Origin of the sequence: Bradyrhizobium sp. CCBAU 51753, assembly GCF_015291565.1 — a bacterium.
Classification (GTDB): domain Bacteria; phylum Pseudomonadota; class Alphaproteobacteria; order Rhizobiales; family Xanthobacteraceae; genus Bradyrhizobium; species Bradyrhizobium ivorense.
The window spans coordinates 3,122,104-3,141,549 of record NZ_CP030037.1 but is presented as its reverse complement, the minus strand read 5'-3'; the positions used below and the strand labels follow the sequence as shown (position 1 = coordinate 3,141,549).

The following is a 19,446-nucleotide window of genomic DNA, read 5'->3' as shown; positions in this document are numbered from 1 at the left end:
TCGTGCCGTCACTCCGCCGGCGCGGTGTTGACGGCGGCCGGCCGCGCCGTGGTGGCAAGGCCGAGCGAGCCGATCGCGAATGCGCCGACGATCGCGGCACCGCCGATCGCCCAGAACACGACGTCGGGACCGCCGGTCGCCTGCTGCAGCAGCCCGATCACGTAGGGACCGAGGATCGCGCCAACCCGGCCGACGCCCAGTTCCATGCCGACGCCGCTGGCGCGCAGCAGCGTTTCATAGGAGCCGGCGGTAAAGTTGTTGAGCACGTGCTGGGCGCCGATGATGCAGAACCCGGCGATGGCGACGATCGCGAGGTTGACGCCGTGGCCGCTGATGAACACCAGCGCCAGCACCGCGATGCCGCCGCTCAACCACCACGTGGCGAGATAGCGCGGCGTCAGCACGTGATTGCGGTCGGCCAGCATCGCAAGCGTCAGGCCGCCGACGAACGACATCGCCTGCATCAGCGCGCCGAAGCCGAACGATGCCGCAAAGGTCTCGCCGCGCTTCTGCATCACGGTCGGGATCCAGCCGGTCAGGCCGAAGATCGCAAACAGGCTGAGAAAGGCGGTGATCCAGATCGTCAGCGAGACTCGGCGATAGCGCGGGCTGAGCAGCGCCGCGATCGGATTTGGCATGCTCGCGGCGTCGGCCGAAGCAAAGCTCGCGTCACGATAGGCCGCCGCCCGTTCCGGGCGCAGCCGTGCCAGCAGCGCACGCAGCTCCTCGGTGCGGCGCCGCGCCGCCAGAAATTGCGGACTCTCCGGCAGCACGGCGTGCGCCACGAAGGTCAGCGGGATCGACAGCGCGCCGAGATAATACAGGATCTGCCAGCCGTAATGCGGCGTCAGATAGACCCCGACCAGGCCGGCGCAGACGCCGCCGAGCGACCAGCCCAAGGTCACGCCCCATAACGAAAACGCGTTGCTGACGCGGCGCGGCGCCATTTCGTTGACGAAGGTGGTGCCGAGCGGCAGCAGCACGCCGAGACCGAGCCCCGTGGCAAAGCGCAGTGCGCAAAAGCTCCAGAAATCGTTTGCTATCGTGGCGGTGAGCAGCGTGAAGACGTTGACAACCCAGAGGCCGGCCAGCAGCGTGCCGCGGCGACCGAGCCGGTCGGCGACCGCGCCGTGGCCGATCGCGCCGAACAGGAAGCCGACCAGACCCGAGCTCACGAGCAGCCCCGCCTGGCTCGGCGACAGGCCCCAGGGTTTCGCCACGTAGTGGATGACATAGGCCGGGTTGAAGGTGTCGTAACCATCGAACAGCGTGATCAGCGTGATCAGGATGCCGAGGACCTTGTGCAGCCGGCCGATGGCCGCGCCGGACAATTCCTCGTGCACGTCGATTGCGGGCGAAGTGCTCACGGTTTCCTCCCTTGTGACTGACGATGCGCCCTGCTCTGCGGCAGGTTGAATTGGCGTTGCGCTAGAACTTGAACAGGCGGAGCGCGTTGTCGCGGCCGATCTTGAAGCGGTCGGCTTCGGAGATGGTCGCGGTATCGAACCACTCGGCGGCGTGGTCGATGTTCTCGAACGGCCAGTCGGCCGAGAACAGGATGCGGTCGGCGCCGATCTCGAGCATCGCGTCGATCAGGGCCTGGGTGCGGAAATTGCCCGACGTCGTGATGTAGAAGTTCTCACGAAAATAGTCGGCGATCTTGCGCTTGGCCGGATAGACGTTCTGCGCGCGCATCCACTTGTTGTGATTGTCGACCCGCCACATCGAATACGGCAGGCCCTCGCCCATATGGCCGAGAATGATCTGCAGCCGCGGATAGGCATCGAACAGGCCCGAGCCCATCAGGCGCAGCGCGTGCACCGCGGTTTCCTGGCCGAACGCCCAGGTCGGCCCCATCAGCCAGCGATGACCCTCGTAGATCGCCGCGTCCTTCGCCAGCGGATTGCGCGGATGCAGGTAGAACGGGACGTCGAGACGCTCGACCTCGGACCAGAACGGCCAGAACTCCTTGCGGTCGTAATACAGCGCGCCGTCGTGGCTTGACGACTCGCTGAAGCCGTTGACCAGCGCGCCGCGGAATTTCAGCGCGCCGACGCAGCGATCGAGCTCGCGCGCCGCAGCCTCGGGATCCTGCATTGGCAGCGCGGCGAGGCCCTGGAAGCGCAGCGGCCGCCGCGCGACCTGCTCTGCGAGAAAATCATTGGCGCGGCGCGACAGCTCCAGCGCGCGGTTGCGATCGGGAATCGCCTGCACCGCCGGCGCGTTGAGCGACAGCAGCATCATCTCGATGCCGTGTGCGTCCATCTCGGCAAGGCGGCGCTCCTGAATGTCGAGCAGCCGGGCCTTGAGCTCGACCCAGTCGTCGGCCGGCGAGAAACCCGCGCTGTCGCGCACCGTCTCCTCGATGGCGAAGTGCTCCTCCAGCGCGATCTTTCCCTGCATGGCGTCGTCCTTTCCGGCTTCAAAGCGCGTTTCCGTGTTGACAGGAGGAAACATCCGGTCCAGATATTTGTCAATGAGAAAGTTGCAAACGCAAATGATTGATACGCAACTGTTGTCGGTACGAAGACCGGCGGCTATTCCGGGCGGCGATCTCCCGCCAGGAATTAAGCCCGGACCTAAGCTCATGTACCGATTTTCGAATTCGCTCCCCTATCTGCTCGCGCGGCTCGGCGTGCGGATGGGCGATCTGTTCGTCCGCGTCATCCGTCACGAGAAGTTGACGCTGCCGATGTACCGCGTGCTCGCCGCGCTGTCGGAGCAGGGCCATCCGCTGCGGCTCGGCGAAATCGCCGAGTTGACCTCGGCCGACGTCTCGACGCTGTCGCGCATCGTCGCCGAGATGAGCCGCGCCGGCCTGTTGACGCGCGACCGGCCGGAGAACGACCAGCGCAGCCTGCAGGTCGCGCTGACGCCGAAAGGAGCCGAGCTCGCCGGCCGCCTGATGCCGATCGCGCAGCATTATGAAGAGGTCGCAACCGGTGCGATGTCGGCGAAGGAAGCCGCCGAGCTCAAGCAGGTGCTGGTCGCCCTCTACAAGAATCTCGATCAGCTCGAGCAGGAGGTCGAAGGCGGCCTGATCAAGGTCCCTCCGCCCGCAGCGTCGAAGGAGACGCGCGAGCAAAAAACCGACAGCAAGGTCGGCGCCGGCCGGCGGCGCAAGGTACCGAGAAAATAACCACACACCAGGGAGAGGACATGCGCAGGGATCCGATCATCATTGCAGGCGGCGGCATCGGCGGACTTGCTGCGGCGGTCGCGCTGGCCCGCAAGGGATTTCAGGTCACCGTGCTGGAACGCGCGCCGCTCTACCAGGAGATTGGCGCCGGCATCCAGCTCGGCCCCAACGCCTTCCATGCCTTCGACCATCTCGACCTCGGCGATGCCGCGCGCTCGATCGCGGTGTTCATCGACCAGTTGCGGCTGATGGACGCGATCTCGGCCGAGGAGATCACCAGCGTCGATCTGACCAGCTATTTCCGTCAGCGCTTCGGCAATCCCTATGCAGTGGTGCATCGCGGCGATCTGCACGGCATCTTCCTGCGCGCCTGCGAGACGCATCCCGGCATCACGCTGCGCAGCGATTGCGACGTGACTGGCTACGACCAAGACGGCGAGACGGTCAGCGCGCGGCTGAAATCAGGCGAGCGGGTCAAGGGCTGCCTTTTGATCGGTGCCGACGGGCTGCGCTCGCGCATCCGCCAGCAGTTCGTCAATGACGGCCCGCCGCGGGTCGCCGGCCACACCACCTATCGCTCGGTGATTCCGACCGAGCAGATGCCGGAGGATTTGCGCTGGAACGCCGCGACGCTATGGGCCGGGGCGAAGTGCCATCTGGTGCACTATCCGCTCTCGGGCTGGAAGGTCTTCAACCTTGCCATCACCTGCCACAACGATCCGCCGGAAGCGTTCGCCGCGAGGCCGGTGACCCACGACGAAGTGCTGGAAGGATTTCGCGACGTCCACCCGCGCGCGCAGGCGATCATTCATCACGGCAGGGACTGGAAGGCCTGGGTGACCTGCGACCGCGATCCGATCGAGCGCTGGGTCGACGGACGCGTGGTGCTGCTCGGCGACGCCGCGCATCCGATGCTGCAGTATTTCGCGCAGGGCGCCTGCATGGCGCTGGAGGACGCGGTCTGGCTCGCCGAGCTATTGGGCGAGATGCCCGATGACTTCGCGCCGGCTCTGGAAAAGTACCGGCAGGTTCGCCTGATGCGCACCGCGCGGGTCCAGCTTCAGGCCCGCGAGCTCGGCACCCATGTCTATCATCCGGCCGGCGTTCACGCGCTGCTGCGCAACCAGCTGATGCGCGAGACCAATCTCGAGAAGTTTTGCGACAATCTCGCCTGGCTTTACGACTCGCCGTTCCCCGAGGCTCCGCGCGCCGTCGCCTAACCCAGCCCGCTGATATCGGCGACCAGCACCGAGCCGGTCACCGATTCCGTGATGTAGAGCCGGTCGCGATTGGCGCCGCCGATCGCGACATTGGTGCAGCTCTGCCCGGCGCAGGATTTGATCCGTGCGATGCATTCGCCGTTCGGCGCGAAGACAAAGACATGGCCGAGCGAGGCGTGCGCGACGAACAGCCGCCCTGCCCGATCCATCGTCATGCCGTCGGGCCCGCTCGGCCCGAACAGCGAGCAGAACCGCCCGACCTTGGAGATGCTGCCGTCCTTCATGAACGGCGCGCGCCACACCGCATTGTCGCGCGTCATCGCGACGAACAGCACGGCCTCGTTCGGATCGAGCACCAGGCCGTTCGGGCTGATGCCGGTGTCGATCAGGCAGTCGAGCTGGCCGCTGGCGCGCAGCCGATAGACCCGGCCGGTCGGATCGTGCAACCCGGTCTGGCCCTGATCGGTGAAGTAGATGTCGCCGTTGGAGGCGATATGCAGGTCGTTGCAGCCGCGGAACGATTCCGAATTGCGCGAGCGCAAGAGCGGCGTGACCGTGCCGGCCTTGGCATCGAGCTGCATCAGCCCGTGCCGGTAGTCGGCGATCAGGATGCGGCCCTTGGCGTCGATCTTCAGCCCGTTCGGCCAGCCGTCATATTCGGCGACCAGCGACCAGGTCTTGTCCGGCGCGATCCGGAAAATGCGGCCAAAGGGAATGTCGACGATGTAGAGATTGCCCTCGGCGTCGAACGACGGCCCCTCGATGAAGCAATCGGTCACCGCACCGGGCCGGTTGGCCTCAGCCCATTCGGTCGAAACCTTGCGGCGGAACTCGGCGGGAACTGCGGTGAAGATTTCGGTCGGGATCAGTTTGGGCGGCGTTTCCAGGTACATCATCTTCTTGGTTCACCCGTTTGGTGGAACGGGCGGACCATAGTGATTTCCCCGCGTCATTGCGAGCGCAGCGAAGCAATCCACCTACCCGCTTGCGGAGGTATGGATTGCTTCGCTGCGCTCGCAATGACGCGGACCGCGCGGCAGGCGCCGACGATGTCCTTACTCGGCCGCCTCCGCGCTGCCATAGGCCTCGGAGATCATGTAGCCCGATAGCGTGCCGTACGCCGCGGTCCAGGCGGCGGCGACGTCGGGCGTCCAGGCTTCGCCCAAGCCCTTCTCCAGCGTCCACAGCAACGCGCCGCCGACCACGGGATAATGCTCGGCCTTGGCACCGTAGCCGACATGACGCTTGGCGAGCGCACTCGCGGCCGGCAGGATCGCGTCGAGATTGCTCAGCCCGTTGACGACAACGGCAAGCGTCGTCATCAACTTCTTGCGTTGCTCCTTCATGTCCGCCGGAAACATCGCCTTGACGGCGGGCGCGACTTCGAACAAGCGATCGTAAAAGATGGCCGCGGCCTGCTCCGAGATCGGCGCGACCTTGCCAAAGCTGTCCTGAACCAGCTTGATTTGCGCCGGATTCATCTCAATTCTCCCTGGTTCTCAAATAACTCTCGAAAAACTCGAGCATTCGTAGCGGACCGTGGCGCCTTGGTTGAAGCAGCAACCCTGATGCCGAGATGTTTCAAGCCGCCTCCACAAAGCTGTGGCGCTCGTAGAGGAATTCGAGCACGCGCTGCCGGCATTTCAGGTAGGCCGGGTTGGTCGCGAGCTCGAGCCGCTTGCGCGGTCGCGCCAGCGGCACCTCGAGCACCTCGCCGATCCGCGCGCTCGGGCCATTGGTCATCATGACGATGCGGTCCGACAGCAGCACGGCCTCGTCGACGTCGTGGGTGATCATCAGGATGGTGTTGCCGAGCTTCTGGTGCAGCGCCATCACCGAATCCTGTAAGTGCGCCCGGGTCAGCGCATCGAGTGCGCCGAACGGCTCGTCGAGCAGCAGCACCTTCGGCTCCATCGCCAGCGCACGGGCGATGCCGACGCGCTGCTTCATGCCGCCGGAGATCTCGCTGGGCCGCTTGTCCCTGGCGTGCGCCATCTGCACCAGGCTGAGATTGTGCATCACCCAGGCGTCGCGCTCGGCCCTCGTCTTGGTCTTGGCGAACACCTTGTCGACGCCGAGCCTGACATTCTCGTACACCGTGAGCCACGGCAGCAGGCTGTGGTTCTGGAATACCACGGCGCGATCCGGCCCCGGCGAATTGACCTCGCGATTCTCCAAGAGCACGCAGCCATTGGTGGTGCCGGTGAGGCCGGCGACGATGTTGAGCAGGGTCGACTTGCCGCAGCCGGAATGGCCGATGATCGAGACGTATTCGCCCTTCTCGATCGTGAGGTTGATGTCCTTCAGCACCTCGGTCGTGGCATTGCCACGGCTAAAGGTCTTGTCGATGTGATCGAGCTTCAGATAGGCCTGCATGATCCGTCCCCTCAGTTCGCCGCGGTGCCGCGGGTCACGACCTTACCCAGTCCCGCGATCAGGCGGTCGAGCAAGAAGCCGATGATGCCGACATAGAACAGCGCCAGGATGATTTCGCTGATATGCGAGGAATTCCACGCATCCCAGATGAAGAAGCCGATGCCGACGCCGCCGATCAGCATCTCGGCGGCGACGATCGCAAGCCACGACAGGCCGATGCCGATGCGCAGGCCGGTGAAGATGTAGGGCGCGGCGGCCGGGATCATGATCTTGGTGAAGAACTCCAGCGGATTGAGCTGCACCACGGCGGCGACGTTGCGGTAGTCCTGCGGGATGTTGCGAATGCCGACAGCGGTGTTGATGATGATCGGCCACACCGAGGTGATGAAGATGACGAAGATCGCCGATGGCTGGCCGTCACGGAACGCGGCGAGCGACAGCGGCAGCCAGGCCAGCGGCGGGATGGTGCGCAAGACCTGGAACAGCGGATCGAGCCCGCGCATCGCCCAGACTGACTGACCGACCAGCGTGCCCAGCGCGATGCCGGCGATCGCCGCCAGCGAATAGCCGTAGGCGACGCGCTGCAGGCTGGCGGACAGATGCCAGAACAGGCCCTTGTCGATGCCGCCATGGTCGAAGAACGGATCGAAGATCAACTCCTTGGTGTCCTTGAACACCTTTGAGGGCGGCGGCAGGCTGGAGCCGGCGCGTCGGCAGATCAGCTCCCACACCACCAGCAATAGCGCGACCACGATCAGCGGCGGCACCACGCGCACCGCCGCCTCCTTTGCCATCTTGGCGTAGGTCTCGGCGCGCGGCGCGCGCTTCGGCGCAATGCTTACGACCGGCGCCGCTGACGGGGTTTGCGGAATCGCGACCGGGGTAACTTCGGTCTTCATGGCAGGCATCGACATCGAAAATAAATCTCCATAATCAAAAGACGGGGCCGCGCCGCGCGCGGCCAACATGGCCAAATCAGACGTCAACGCGCTTGATGGAGAGCGACTTCAGGTAGGCCGCCGGATTCTCCGGATCGAACACCTTGCCGTCGAAGAAGGTCTCCTTGCCGCGCGAGGTCGAGGTCGGAATGTCCGACACGCCGAGCTCCTTGGCGGCTTCCTTCCAGAGGTCCTCGCGATTTACCTTGGCGATTAGCGCCTTGGTGTCGAAGCCTGGCTCGTACTTGCCCCAGCGGATGTCCTCGGTGAGGAACCAGAGGTCGTGGCTCTGATAGGGATAGGACGCATTGTCCTGCCAGAACCGCATCTGCTGCGGCGAGTTCTCGACGACGCGGCCGGTGCCGTAGTCGAACTTGCCCTTCATGCGGTCGGTGATGTCCTCCACCGGACAGTTGATCCACTGCCGCTTGGCGCAGATCGCGGCGGTCTCCTCGCGGTTTTCCGCCTTCTCACACCACTGCTGCGCTTCCATCACGGCCATCAGCAGCGCCTTCGCGGCCTTCGGGTTCTTGTCGACCCAGGCGGCGCGCAGGCCGAACGATTTCTCCGGGTGCTTGTCCCAGAGCTCGCCGGTGGTGATCGCGGTGTAGCCGATGTCCTGATGGATCAGCTGCAGATTCCACGGCTCGCAGACGCAGAAGCAATCCATGGTGCCGACCTTCATGTTGGCCACCATCTGCGGCGGCGGCACCACGATGGTCTCGATGTCTTTGTCGGGATCGATGCCGCCGGCCGCGAGCCAGTAGCGGATCCAGAGATCGTGGGTGCCGCCGGGGAAGGTCATCGCGGCCTTCACCGCCTTGCCGGAGGCCTTCTTCTTCTCCAGCGCCGCCTTGAACGGCGTGGTGTCGATGCCGACCTTGAGATCGGCATATTCCTTGGCGACCGAGATGCACTGGCCGTTCAGATTGAGCCGCGCCAGGATGTACATCGGCGTCGGCTGATTGTTCTGCGTCACCTTGCCGGACGAGATCAGATACGGCATCGGGGTCAGGATATGCGCGCCGTCGATGCCGTTGCCTTCGGAGCCGAGCACGAGGTTGTCGCGCGTGGTGCCCCACGAGGCCTGCTTCTGCACCTCGACATCAGGCATGCCGTATTTGGCGAAGATGCCCTTTTCCTTGGCGACGAACAGCGGCGAGGCGTCGGTGAGTGCGATGAAGCCGAGCTTGGCGCCCTTCACTTCCGGACCCGCGCCTTGCGCGAACGCGCCGGCGGGGAAGTTCAGCTTCGCGGCGGCGAGCAGCGCCGCGGTGCCGCTGGCGGCCTTGAGGAGTTGGCGACGGCTCGGTCCGCGGCCTGAACGAGGGTCGTTGCGCTTGGTCATGGGCAGTGTCGTCCTTCTGCATCTGTGCTGAGGCTGGGGCCGTCCGTCAGGCGTCGCCGCTGTCGCGCATGAGGGCGCGTTCCGGGGTGGCCCCGGGTGCGGCAGACACAGTTCGGATCATTGGTCACAAGGGACGGCGTCGATGGCGTCGACGACTAACTATTCAAACCGCGTGCCAAATCGCTGCATCGCAAAAAAGCAATGCAAGAGAACGAGATGCGAAGGATGTCGCAGGACGCAGCCGCCCTGCCGCGCGCATCCAAATATGGCGCAGCGCTCAATTCTTGTGCGACGCACAAGAATTGAGCAGGCGCGTACATCGAGTGATCAGGCGTGCTCGGGGACCTTGGCGCCGAGCGGCGCGGGCGCCATGCCGCCGCCCGGCTTGACGCGGAATTCGTAGGTCATCAGGTGCCACACCCCGTCCGACCGCTTGCCGTCCGGCATCGTGGCATCGCTGCGCTTCTCGACCTTGGCGATCAGGTCGTTCTTCACGCCGAACACGACGTCGGAGTCGATGTATTTGTCGCCATCGATGAAGACATGGGTGATCAAGGGCTCGTAGCCCTTGGCGTTGACCAGGAAGTGCACATGCGCGGGGCGCATCGGGTGGCGGTTGGTCTGGGTGATCATCTGGCCTACCGGACCGTCGGTCGGGATCGGATAGCTGCACGGCAGGATGGTGCGGAAGGTGAAGCGGCCGTCGGCATCGGTGATGAAGCGCGCGCGTGACGACGGACCTTCGGTGGCGTAGCTCGGCTTCTGCGAGTCGTAGTGGCCGTCGGTATCGGCATGCCAGACGTCGACTGGCACGCCGGCCAGCGGCTTGCCGGCGAGATCGGTGACGCGGCTCTGCACGAACATGCGCTCGCCGGGCAGACTTGCCGAGATGTCGGAGCCGTGCGGCGTCACCTTGTGCTCGCCGACATAGAACGGGCCGAGCACGGTGGTCTCGGTGGCGCCGTCGCGATCCCTGTGATTGACCGCATCGACCAGCATCGAGACGCCGAGCACGTCGGAAAGCAGGATGAATTCCTGGCGGATGTCGGTGCACTTCTGCCCGGTGCGGGTCAGGAAACCGATCGCGTAGTCCCACTCCTCGAAGGTGAGATCAGTTTTCCGCACATAATCGTGCAGCGACTTCACCAGTTCCTGCAGCAGGAACTTGGCCCGCGGGTCGGGCGTCTGGTCAAAGCTCTTGATGACGGCGGCGGTGAGCTCGGTGTCGTTGAACTGGGTCATCTCTGGCGTTTCCCTTGCTAGTTCCTTGCAGCCGCGACGGGCGCAGTTGCGGGCGGGAGCGTATACCAGCGGCGGTGTGCCGGTAAGCCGGGGCCGATTGCTGCGGCGGACACTTTTCGGCTATCAAGACGGCCCTGCAGCCGGAGAAATGCCTGATGCTAGCCCCCACCCCTGCCTCGCCCGAATCCGCGGGCATGTCGACGCCAGCGCTCAATCGCCTCGAAGCGCATCTGAAGACCCGCTACATCGATGCCGGCCGCTTTCCCGGGACGCAGCTGCTGATCTATCGCCGCGGCAAGATCGTGCATTCCACCGTGCAGGGCTTTGCCGATCTCGAGCGCAAGGTGCCGGTCAAGGACGACACCATCTACCGCATCTATTCGATGACCAAGCCGATCACGTCGGTCGCCTTCATGATGCTGGTCGAGGAAGGCCGCGTCGCGATCGACGAGCCGGTCGCAAAATACATTCCGGAATGGAAAAACCTCGGCGTGTTCCTCGCCGGCAATGCGCCCGCCTTCCTGACCCGTCCACCGAACCGGCCGATGCTGATCGTCGACCTGTTGCGCCACACCTCGGGCCTCACCTACGGCTTCCAGCAGCGCTCCAATGTTGATGCCGCCTATCGCGAGCACAAGATCGGCGAGGTCGAAAAGGCCGGCTCGCTCGACAGCATGATCGAGGGCCTCGCCAAGATCCCGCTGGAGTTCTCACCGGGCGAGGCCTGGAATTACTCGGTCGCCACCGACGTGCTCGGCTATCTGGTCGGCAAGATCTCCGGCATGCCGTTCGAGCAGTTTTTGAAGGAGCGCATCTTCAAGCCGCTCGGCATGAACGACACCGACTTCTTCGTGCCGGCCGACAAGGCAAACCGCTTCGCCGCCTGCTATTCCGCCGACCCGCAGGGCGGCTTCAACCCGCTCGCCGCCGAGCGCAAGGGCACGCTGACCCTGCAGGACGATCCGACCACCAGCTCGTTCCTGTCGCCGCCCTCGCTGGTTTCGGGCGGCGGCGGGCTGTGCTCGACCGCGGCCGACTACCTCACCTTCTGCCGGGCGCTGCTCAATGGCGGCGAGCTCGGCGGCGTGCGGCTGCTCGGCCCCAAGACGCTGAAGCTGATGACCTCCAATCACCTGCCCGGCGGCGTCGACCTGCCGGCGATGTCGCGCTCGCTGTTCAGCGAGGCCGCCTATAACGGCATCGGCTTCGGCCTCGGATTTGCCGTCACCATGCACCCGTCGCAGACCCTGATCGCCGGCAGCCCGGGCGAATTCAACTGGGGCGGCGCGGCGACCACGTCGTTCTTCATCGATCCGGCCGAGGAGCTGATCACGATCTTCATGACCCAGGTGCTGCCGTCGAGCGCCTATCCGCTGCGGCGCGAGCTGCGGACCATGGTCTACGCGGCGATCACCGAGAGCAATCTCTGACGATTGCCCTCCCGCCCTGCCCCCGGGTACAGGCGCGCAGCCAAACCAGCGAAAACAACCCCATGCAAAGTAGCCGGCGGGCCCGGCGGGCGACATGGCCACTTGACACGTCGGGCAAGTCACCGGTATTCTTCCATTATTCCGAAACTGCGCAACACCCCCGGACTCACGCAGATGGCAGTTGCCGACGTCTGCAACTGCCCCTTTCACATCGCCATGGCCGGTCCATAGGACGTGGCCGATAGCCAAATGCTATAACCCTGCCGCGGGGGCGCGCCGCGGAATTTTCCGGCCCGATATCCTTGGCGGATTTTTCCGCTTCCCCTAAGCTCGCACCATATTGGGCATCGAGCCGGGGACTTCGTGCCAAAACTGACATTGCCAGTCCGTCTCGCGCTGCTGGTCGCGGGAACGATGTTGCCGCTGATCATTTTCGCGGTCGGCATCGTCGTCTACAACTACCAACAGGATCGCCAGGACGCCACGCAGCGCGTGCTCGAGACCGCGCGCAGCATCCGCCTGCTGCTCGATGCGGAAATGCAGCGCATGACCGGCGCCCTGCAGGTGCTGGCGCTAACCAACTCGTTGCGCAACAGCGATTTCGACAGTTTCCGCCGCACCGCGTTCGGCTTCCTCGACCAGTACGGCAAGGACGGCGTGGTGCTGGTGGCCGACCGCCAGGGACGCCAGCTGTTCTCCTCGCTGACGCTGGACACCTCGACCCTGCCGCCGCGCAGCAACCTCGGGATCGTCGAGCGGGTGTTCACGACCAAGCTGCCGGTCTACTCCAACCTGTACTTCGGCGCGGTGAAGCAGCGCCAGATCATCACCGTCGAGGTGCCGGTGCTACGCGACGGCGACGTGATCTACGACATCTCCTTCAGCCCGCCGCTCGAGGTCTTCCAGGCCATGATCGAGAAGCAGCGCCTGAGCCAGGACTGGACCATCTCGATCTTCGACGGCGACGGCATCAACCTGGCGCGCGTCCCCAATCCGCAGGCGACCATCGGCCAGCGCGCCTCGCAATCGCTTTATGTCGAAATGTTCCGCGGCGGCGAAGCGACGCTGCCGACCGTGTCGCTGGAAGGCGTCCCGCTGATCACCGGCTTCACGCGATCGCGCATCACCGGCTGGACCGTCGCCGCGGGGATCGCTGAGGGATCGCTGATTGCGCCGCTGTGGCGCTCGCTGGCGATCACCAGCGTGATCGGCGGCGTGCTGCTGCTGGTCGGGCTCGGCTTCGCGCTGCGGATGGCAACCACCATCGCGCGCGCCGATGCGCTACACGACCTGCTGATCGAGGAGCTCAACCACCGCGTCAAGAACACGCTGGCGATCCTGCAGTCGATCACCACGCAGACCTTCCGCAGCGCGACCCGCGCCGAGCGCGAGACCTTCGAGGGACGGCTCGGCGCGCTGGCCGAGGCGCACAACCTGCTCAGCATGGCGAAATGGCAGGGCTCCGACCTGCAGGACGTGGTCGCTCGCGTGCTGCAGCCCTATCTGCTCAACACGCCGGAGCGGGTCAGGGTATCCGGGCCGCGGGTGCCGCTGTCGCCGCGGCTTGCCGTGGTGCTGTCGATGATCGTGCACGAGATCGCGACCAATGCCGCCAAATACGGCGCGCTCTCCAACGACACCGGCACGGTGACGCTCGACTGGGAGGTCCGCGGCAACGAGCCGGGCCGGACGCTGCGGATGATCTGGGCCGAGGCCGGCGGGCCCGAGGTCGCGGTGCCGGTGCAGCGCGGCTTCGGCTCCCGTCTGATCGAGCGCAGCGCCCGCGACCAGCTCGGCGGCGAGGCCACGGTCGATTTTCGGCCCGACGGCGTCGTCTACACGATGACCTGCGCGCTCGACGGCGAGGAATGACCGGCACGGCCCGGCCGCCGTCCCCGCGACATTTTGGCACGCAAGTTGCTAAGGTTGCTTAAGGTGATGCCGGGCTCGTTGCAGGGCTCGGACTGGCAGAAAATGAGGGGGCAGTCATGTCGACTATCGCAGCGGAAGCCATCGCGATCCGCAAGCCGCTTTACACGTCGCTGTTCGTTCAAGTGCTGGTCGCGCTCCTGCTCGGCATCGTCATCGGCATGGCAGCACCGGATTTCGCGGTCGGGCTGAAGATCTTCAGCGACGCCTTCCTGAAGCTGATCTCGATGATCGTGGCGCCGATCGTGTTCTGCGTCGTGGTGCACGGCATCGCCGGCGCCGGCGACCTCAAGAAGGTCGGGCGGGTCGGCGTCAAGGCGCTGCTCTATTTCGAGGCGATGACGACGGTCGCGCTGGTGGTCGGCCTCGTGCTCGCCTATCTGTTCGGGCCCGGCCACGGCATGAACATCGACGCCTCGACGCTGGATCCCAAGGCGCTCGGCAACTATGCCAGCAACGCGCAGAAGCTGAAAGGCGAAGGCATCGGCAGCTTCCTGCTCAACATCATCCCGACCACCTCGTTCGACGCGCTGTCGCGCAACGACGTGCTGCAGGTGCTGTTCTTCGCCATCATCTTCGGCGTCAGCCTGGCGCTGGTCGGCGGCGAGAAGGGCGAGAAGGTCACCTCTTTCATCGACGCGGTTTCGACCGTGTTGTTCCGCGCCATGGGCCTGATCGTGCGCATCGCGCCGATCGGCGTGCTCGGCGCGGTCGCCTACACGGTCGGTAAATACGGCGTCGGCTCGCTGAAGCAGCTGCTGTCGCTGGTCGCGCTGTTCTACATCTCGGTCGCAATCTTCGTGCTCGGCGTGCTCGGCACCGTGATGGCGCTGGCCGGCGTCAACATCCTCAAGTTTCTCGGCTACTTACGCGAGGAGCTGATGATCGTGGTCGCGACCGCGTCATCCGACGCGGTGCTGCCGCAGGTGATGCGCAAGCTGGAACGCTTCGGCGTCAAGGACTCGGTGGTGGGCCTGGTGATTCCGACCGGCTATTCCTTCAACCTCGACGCCTTCTCGATCTATCTGACGCTGGCGGTCGTGTTCATCGCGCAGGCCACCAACACGCCGCTGTCGTTCGGCGATCTGCTGCTGGTGCTCGGCGTCTCCCTGATCACCTCGAAGGGCGCCCATGGCGTACCGGGCTCGGCGATCGTGATCCTGGCGGCAACGCTGAATGCAGTGCCGAGCATCCCGGCGATCGGCCTCGTGCTGGTGCTGTCGGTCGACTGGTTCATCGGCATGGCGCGCGCGGTCGGCAATTTGATCGGCAACTGCGTCGCCACCGTCGTGGTCGCGGCATGGGAGGGCGATCTCGATCGCGAGCAGGCGCGACGCGTGCTCGACGGCACCGATGCGGTGGATGTCACGGCCGGATGATGCGCCCGGCAACGTGCACATAGCGCGCGCTCCGCGATGCGGAACGCCTGGCGACGATCAACGACCTATTTGACGAGCTTGAGGTAGGGCGGAAATCGCCTGACCGCCGGTCGTGGCTCGTCGGACGCCATCATGTCACACAATGCTTTCAACTCGGAATCCGTCACCTTGTGCAATTCCATCCGAAGCTCGAGGATGGCAAGGGACAACAACCGCGCCGTCTCAGCGTTGGCCCGGTCAAGCAGAACGGCCTCGCACTCTTCCAGAGTCGCCAGCAGCGACCGCAACCGTTCTTCCGTATTTGCGACGGGCATATCTTCCACTCCCGAAGCCGCGAGCTGTAATCGAGGCGTACCCCTCTTTCGCTTCATTGGCCTCTCCCGCCAAAGGTCGCCCATTTGTGGCGGGCGCATGGCTGCTCCGGATGATCCCTATCTTTTCTGTAATTGTCCAGCAACATTCCGAAAGCCTGACTTGGACTTATCTCAAACTTTTATCCGATACCGCCGCCCCGGCCCCGCCACATGCCCCGGACCCGCGCGACCTCAAGGTGCAGCTAGCAGGGGTTGCATCTCCGCCGAGACGCTCCTAAAATGATCATCGCCCGTACAAATACGGGCAAAGTGCCTAGTGCCGCCGGTAAGCATGCGGGCAAAATCTGTGACGATCAAACTCGCGCTAGTTGTGGTTCGGTCAATATTTTGCCAAATGTAGAGGGCGGGGTGTCGAGAGACACCTTGGCACGATCGACTCCAGGTAGTCGGGCGTGTCGGTAAAGGGTGCTTCCAATGCGCATGTGCGTTTGGATACCATCCCGCGATCTTCTTGGATCTTGCTAGTTCGACGAACTGACGATCCACACGAGCTTAACGCGGTACATCATGGACGTGTCCCTGACCCAGCCGGGCCAGGGATTCCCGATTGAAGGACGGGTCACAAGAATGAACAGATCAGCAGCAAAGAAGATGAAACAGCGCAGTGCCGGCAAACCGGACATTGAGTTGGGCAAGCGAATTCGCCTGCGCCGTGTCGAGCAGAAGATTTCGCAGGCCGAGCTGGGCGACAAGCTCGGCGTCAGCTTCCAGCAGGTGCAGAAGTATGAGAAGGGCGTCAACCGCGTCGGCGCCGCCCGTCTTCAGCAGATCGCATCCGCACTCGATGTGCCGGTGACCTTCTTCTACGACGGCGACAACAAGGCGCGCGAGGTCGAAAGCCTGCTGTTCCTCGACAGCGCTTTCAGCCTGCGGTTGCTGCGCGCCTACAGCAAGATCAAGGACCAGACCGTGCAACGTCAGCTGGTGTCCTTGATGGAATCGATCGCCGCCAACGAAGACTGAGCGGTATCGCCGCTCAGGTCGCGCCGCCGCGGACGCGACCGACTAGCCCGAACGGATCGGCCGCGAGGCCGGTTGCTGTGACACATCCGCCGGTCGGGCCGGGACCATATCAAAGCGCTGCCATCGGCGATGGTGGCGCTTTTTTCTTTGCCGATGCAGATGCCGCGCGTGTGGACCGCGCGCTGATCGCGCACCGCGCGCAAGCGGGCGCGACATCCTGCCATTCTGTCGCGCGGCCAATCGTCGCCCGAATGTGCGGCGACCTCAGAACTCCGCATTTGCCGCGTTGAAGCACCGTCCGCAAACCAAGTGCGCAAGACCAGTCTGCAGGATCATCTGCAAGCCTCGTCTTTTTGTCGCAGCAACCCGGCGACCGCATGGACGTTTTCAAGCTTCAACCAAGGAGAACTCAATGAACATCAAGCTTGCTGTGATTGGACTGGCCGCGCTCGGAAGCGCAGCCCTGATGTCCGGCGCCGCGTCCGCGATGCCGAACGGGCTGCCGCAGGCCAGCCACATCGCAGGCGAAGCGTCCAATGTCGGCCAGGTGCGCCAGGTCTGCGACCGCTGGGGCCGCTGCTATTGGCAGCCGGGCGGTTACGGCTACGGGCCGCGCCATCATGGCTGGCATCACCGCCCGCATTTCCACCATCGCCACCATCACCACGGGCATCGCCATCACGGCGGACACCACGGTGGCGGACATCACGGCGGGCACCATGGCGGACACCGACGCTAACTTTCAGCGAGGGGGCTTCGGCCCCCTCGTCCTTGTCACGCTACAGCGCCGCCAGCACCGCCTTGGCGACGTCGGCGGTGCCGTTGCTGCCGCCGAATTCCATCGGCCTGATGCCGCCGGCATAGGCCTTGTCGACCGCACGCTCGATCCGTTCAGCGGCCTCAGTCGCGCTCTCGATGCCGTGCTTGTCGGCAAGCCAGTCCAGCATCATCGCCGCCGAGAGGATCATCGCGGTCGGGTTGGCCTTGCCCTGCCCCATGATGTCGGGCGCGGTGCCGTGACAAGGCTGGAACACGGCGTGACGGTCGCCGATATCGGCCGACGGCGCCATGCCCATGCCGCCGATCAGGCCGGCGGTGAGGTCGGACAGGATGTCGCCGAACATGTTCTCCATCACCATGACGTCGAAATCCCAGGGCCGCTTCACCAGCAGCGCCGAGCAGGCGTCGACATAGAGGCGATCGGTCTTGACGTCGGGATGGCGCTTGGCGGCCTCGTCGAACATGTCGCGGAAGAACGCAAATGCCTTGAACACATTCGCCTTGTCGACGCAGGTCAGCCCGCCGCCGACGCGGCCGCGCGCCTTGCGCCGCTCGGCGAGGCGGAAGGAGAATTCGAACAGCCGCTCCGAGGTCTTGCGCGTGATCACCAGGGTCTCGCGCGCCTCGCTCTCGGTGACGACGCCCTTGCCCATCGAGGCGAACAGGCCTTCGGTGGATTCCCTGATCACGACGAGGTCGATGCCCTTCTGATCGGCGCCGACGATCGGGCTCGGCACGCCGGGGATCAGCCGCGCCGGACGCACGCCGGCATAGAGATCGAAATGAAAGCGCAGCTCGACCTGCGGCATGATCTCGGTGTTATCAGGGTAGCGCACCGACGGCAGGCCGCAGGCTCCTAACAGGATCGCGTCCGCCTCCTCGCACAGCCGCACCGTGGAGTCGGGCATCGACTTGCCGGTCTCCTTGTAGTTGTTGGCGCCGGCCGGCGCCTCGGTGAAGCGGAAGCTGAGGCCGGTCGAGGCCTCGATCTTGCGCAGCACCTCGAGCGCCGGCGCCATCACCTCCGGTCCGATGCCGTCGCCACCGAGCACGGCGATGTGGAATGCGTTGTTGGCGGACATGGGGAATCCTCAAGACATCGGGGTGAGATTAGAAGTTTGGTCGTCATTGCGAGCAAAGCGAAGCAATCCATACCTCGACACGGGGACAGATGGATTGCTTCGTCGCAAGCGCTCCTCGCAATGACGTGGCGGGAGTCGTGACAACTACGGCGTCAGCACGGCACGGCCGACCAGCTGGCCCTTTTGCAGATTGGTCAGCGCCTCGTTGGCCTTGGCGAGCGGCATCGGCGTCACCGGGATCGCCGGGATCTTCTTGGTGCGGACGAGGTCGAGCAGTTCCTGCGTCTCGCGCAAATTGCCGACATAGCTGCCCTGAATGGTCACCGCCTTGATCGGGATCAGCGGCAGCGCCCAGGTCGCGCCGCCGCCGAACAGGCCGACGATCACGAGCTTGCCGCCCTTGGTCAGGCAATCGAAGCCGAGCTGCGAGGTCTGGGCGTTACCGACCAGATCGATCGCGGCGCGGATCGGCTGGCCGGCCTTCTTCATCAGCTGCTCCAGCGCATCGGGGGCCTTGCCGTCGACGGTCGCGAGCGCACCGGCAGCTTCCGCCGCCTCGCGCTTCCTGGCGTCGATGTCGACCACGATGGCGCCCTTGCCGCCCATCGCCTTGAGCAGCGACAGCGCCATCAGGCCGAGGCCGCCGGCGCCGAAGATCACGATCGGGGTGTCCAAATCCTTCTCGACCTTCTTCAGCGCGCTGTAGGTGGTGACGCCGGAGCAGGCGTAGGGCGCGGCGGTGACGGGATCGAGCCCCTTCAGGTTCAAGAGATATTTCGGATGCGGCACCGTCATGTGATCGGCATAGCCGCCGTCGCAATAGACGCCGAGCGCATTCGGCTTGATCGCGCACATGTTCTCGTCGCCGCCGAGACAGGTCGGGCACTTGCCGCAGCCGAGCCAGGGATAGGCCAGCGCGACGTCGCCGACCTTGAGGTCGCCCTTGTCGGCGTCCTTGACGTCGGGCCCGAACGCGACGACCTCGCCGACCGTCTCGTGGCCCATCGTGCGCGGCAGCGAGACGCCGCGGTCCTTCAGCGACAGCGGCTTGCGGCCATGACCGAGATCATAGCCGCCCTCCCAGATATGCAGGTCGGAGTGACAGACGCCGGCCGCCTTGACCTTGATCAGCACCTGGGTGCCCGAGGGCTGCGGCGTCGGCTGATCGACTTCCTTCAGCGGGGCATTGAAATCGACGACCTGAAAGCTCTTCATCGCTGTTCTCCCGGTAGCTTTGTTATTGCGG

The 19,446-nt window shown here is 64.8% G+C and carries 18 protein-coding genes; 7 read left to right on the top strand and 11 right to left on the bottom strand.

Annotated features, from left to right (window positions below; all coding sequences use genetic code 11):
• Positions 1–8 precede the first annotated feature (8 nt).
• Both XH93_RS14000 and XH93_RS13995 read right to left on the bottom strand, forming a co-directional pair.
• Positions 9–1,367 (bottom strand): MFS transporter, encoded by a 1,359-nt coding sequence (locus tag XH93_RS14000; protein ID WP_194473957.1) that lies wholly within the window; start codon positions 1,365–1,367, stop codon positions 9–11.
• Between the two features lie 61 nt (positions 1,368–1,428).
• Complete coding sequence (locus tag XH93_RS13995; RefSeq protein ID WP_194473956.1) at positions 1,429–2,403, bottom strand: amidohydrolase family protein; 975 nt, start codon at positions 2,401–2,403, stop codon at positions 1,429–1,431.
• A 184-nt stretch (positions 2,404–2,587) separates the two neighbouring features.
• Between XH93_RS13995 and XH93_RS13990 the strand changes: the two genes are divergently transcribed.
• Positions 2,588–3,139: a MarR family winged helix-turn-helix transcriptional regulator gene (locus XH93_RS13990; RefSeq protein WP_194473955.1), complete on the top strand. Its 552-nt coding sequence runs from the start codon at positions 2,588–2,590 to the stop codon at positions 3,137–3,139.
• 20 nt (positions 3,140–3,159) lie between these two features.
• Positions 3,160–4,359 (top strand): 3-hydroxybenzoate 6-monooxygenase, encoded by a 1,200-nt coding sequence (locus XH93_RS13985; RefSeq protein WP_194473954.1) that lies wholly within the window; start codon positions 3,160–3,162, stop codon positions 4,357–4,359.
• Here XH93_RS13985 and XH93_RS13980 read toward each other — a convergent pair.
• From XH93_RS13980 to XH93_RS13955, 6 genes are all read right to left on the bottom strand, one after another.
• Complete coding sequence (locus XH93_RS13980) at positions 4,356–5,255, bottom strand: SMP-30/gluconolactonase/LRE family protein (RefSeq protein WP_194473953.1); 900 nt, start codon at positions 5,253–5,255, stop codon at positions 4,356–4,358. The two genes, XH93_RS13985 and XH93_RS13980, sit on opposite strands and share 4 nt — an antisense overlap.
• A gap of 159 nt (positions 5,256–5,414) precedes the next feature.
• Positions 5,415–5,840, bottom strand: a complete 426-nt coding sequence (locus tag XH93_RS13975) for a globin family protein (RefSeq protein ID WP_194473952.1) — start codon at positions 5,838–5,840, stop codon at positions 5,415–5,417.
• A gap of 100 nt (positions 5,841–5,940) precedes the next feature.
• Positions 5,941–6,735 carry an ABC transporter ATP-binding protein gene (locus XH93_RS13970; protein WP_194473951.1) on the bottom strand — a complete coding sequence of 265 codons (795 nt, stop codon included), beginning with the start codon at positions 6,733–6,735 and terminating at the stop codon, positions 5,941–5,943.
• Between the two features lie 11 nt (positions 6,736–6,746).
• Entirely contained in the window at positions 6,747–7,649 is a 903-nt protein-coding gene (gene ntrB, locus XH93_RS13965) for a nitrate ABC transporter permease (protein ID WP_194473950.1), read from the bottom strand.
• A 61-nt stretch (positions 7,650–7,710) separates the two neighbouring features.
• Complete coding sequence (locus XH93_RS13960; RefSeq protein WP_139481569.1) at positions 7,711–9,021, bottom strand: CmpA/NrtA family ABC transporter substrate-binding protein; 1,311 nt, start codon at positions 9,019–9,021, stop codon at positions 7,711–7,713.
• 327 nt (positions 9,022–9,348) lie between these two features.
• Positions 9,349–10,263 (bottom strand): intradiol ring-cleavage dioxygenase, encoded by a 915-nt coding sequence (locus XH93_RS13955; protein ID WP_194473949.1) that lies wholly within the window; start codon positions 10,261–10,263, stop codon positions 9,349–9,351.
• Between the two features lie 155 nt (positions 10,264–10,418).
• On the opposite strand from XH93_RS13955, the gene XH93_RS13950 reads away from it, so the two are divergent.
• The 3 genes from XH93_RS13950 to XH93_RS13940 all read left to right on the top strand — a co-directional run bounded on the left by XH93_RS13950 (position 10,419) and on the right by XH93_RS13940 (position 15,001).
• Positions 10,419–11,693 carry a serine hydrolase gene (locus tag XH93_RS13950; protein ID WP_194473948.1) on the top strand — a complete coding sequence of 425 codons (1,275 nt, stop codon included), beginning with the start codon at positions 10,419–10,421 and terminating at the stop codon, positions 11,691–11,693.
• A gap of 363 nt (positions 11,694–12,056) precedes the next feature.
• Entirely contained in the window at positions 12,057–13,565 is a 1,509-nt protein-coding gene (locus tag XH93_RS13945) for a sensor histidine kinase (protein ID WP_194473947.1), read from the top strand.
• Positions 13,566–13,681: 116 nt separating this feature from the next.
• A complete protein-coding gene (locus XH93_RS13940; protein WP_139481572.1) occupies positions 13,682–15,001 on the top strand; it encodes a dicarboxylate/amino acid:cation symporter in 1,320 nt (439 codons plus the stop codon).
• A gap of 65 nt (positions 15,002–15,066) precedes the next feature.
• Here the strand turns inward: XH93_RS13940 and XH93_RS13935 are convergent, their stop codons facing one another.
• A complete protein-coding gene (locus XH93_RS13935; RefSeq protein ID WP_139481573.1) occupies positions 15,067–15,372 on the bottom strand; it encodes a hypothetical protein in 306 nt (101 codons plus the stop codon).
• A gap of 570 nt (positions 15,373–15,942) precedes the next feature.
• Here XH93_RS13935 and XH93_RS13930 point away from each other — a divergent pair.
• Positions 15,943–16,338, top strand: a complete 396-nt coding sequence (locus tag XH93_RS13930; RefSeq protein WP_094194089.1) for a helix-turn-helix domain-containing protein — start codon at positions 15,943–15,945, stop codon at positions 16,336–16,338.
• Between the two features lie 412 nt (positions 16,339–16,750).
• Positions 16,751–17,077 carry a hypothetical protein gene (locus XH93_RS13925; protein ID WP_172626771.1) on the top strand — a complete coding sequence of 109 codons (327 nt, stop codon included), beginning with the start codon at positions 16,751–16,753 and terminating at the stop codon, positions 17,075–17,077.
• A gap of 40 nt (positions 17,078–17,117) precedes the next feature.
• Here XH93_RS13925 and XH93_RS13920 read toward each other — a convergent pair whose 3' ends face one another.
• Complete coding sequence (locus tag XH93_RS13920; protein WP_194473946.1) at positions 17,118–18,200, bottom strand: isocitrate/isopropylmalate dehydrogenase family protein; 1,083 nt, start codon at positions 18,198–18,200, stop codon at positions 17,118–17,120.
• A 144-nt stretch (positions 18,201–18,344) separates the two neighbouring features.
• On the bottom strand, positions 18,345–19,415 hold the full coding sequence (locus XH93_RS13915; protein WP_139481576.1) for an alcohol dehydrogenase: 1,071 nt from the start codon (positions 19,413–19,415) through the stop codon (positions 18,345–18,347).
• Positions 19,416–19,446: the final 31 nt, after the last annotated feature.

Bases quoted from the DNA above. Each gene is read 5' to 3' on its own strand.
- XH93_RS13925 (WP_172626771.1), top strand. From the start codon at position 16,751: ATGAACATCAAGCTTGCTGTGATTGGACTGGCCGCGCTCGGAAGCGCA.
- XH93_RS13960 (WP_139481569.1), bottom strand. From the start codon at position 9,021: ATGACCAAGCGCAACGACCCTCGTTCAGGCCGCGGACCGAGCCGTCGC.
- XH93_RS13915 (WP_139481576.1), bottom strand. From the start codon at position 19,415: ATGAAGAGCTTTCAGGTCGTCGATTTCAATGCCCCGCTGAAGGAAGTC.
- XH93_RS13970 (WP_194473951.1), bottom strand. From the start codon at position 6,735: ATGCAGGCCTATCTGAAGCTCGATCACATCGACAAGACCTTTAGCCGT.
- XH93_RS13985 (WP_194473954.1), top strand. From the start codon at position 3,160: ATGCGCAGGGATCCGATCATCATTGCAGGCGGCGGCATCGGCGGACTT.
- XH93_RS13930 (WP_094194089.1), top strand. From the start codon at position 15,943: ATGAACAGATCAGCAGCAAAGAAGATGAAACAGCGCAGTGCCGGCAAA.
- XH93_RS13955 (WP_194473949.1), bottom strand. From the start codon at position 10,263: ATGACCCAGTTCAACGACACCGAGCTCACCGCCGCCGTCATCAAGAGC.
- ntrB (WP_194473950.1), bottom strand. From the start codon at position 7,649: ATGTCGATGCCTGCCATGAAGACCGAAGTTACCCCGGTCGCGATTCCG.
- XH93_RS13940 (WP_139481572.1), top strand. From the start codon at position 13,682: ATGTCGACTATCGCAGCGGAAGCCATCGCGATCCGCAAGCCGCTTTAC.
- XH93_RS13990 (WP_194473955.1), top strand. From the start codon at position 2,588: ATGTACCGATTTTCGAATTCGCTCCCCTATCTGCTCGCGCGGCTCGGC.
- XH93_RS13920 (WP_194473946.1), bottom strand. From the start codon at position 18,200: ATGTCCGCCAACAACGCATTCCACATCGCCGTGCTCGGTGGCGACGGC.
- XH93_RS13935 (WP_139481573.1), bottom strand. From the start codon at position 15,372: ATGAAGCGAAAGAGGGGTACGCCTCGATTACAGCTCGCGGCTTCGGGA.
- XH93_RS13980 (WP_194473953.1), bottom strand. From the start codon at position 5,255: ATGATGTACCTGGAAACGCCGCCCAAACTGATCCCGACCGAAATCTTC.
- XH93_RS13950 (WP_194473948.1), top strand. From the start codon at position 10,419: ATGCTAGCCCCCACCCCTGCCTCGCCCGAATCCGCGGGCATGTCGACG.
- XH93_RS13995 (WP_194473956.1), bottom strand. From the start codon at position 2,403: ATGCAGGGAAAGATCGCGCTGGAGGAGCACTTCGCCATCGAGGAGACG.
- XH93_RS13975 (WP_194473952.1), bottom strand. From the start codon at position 5,840: ATGAATCCGGCGCAAATCAAGCTGGTTCAGGACAGCTTTGGCAAGGTC.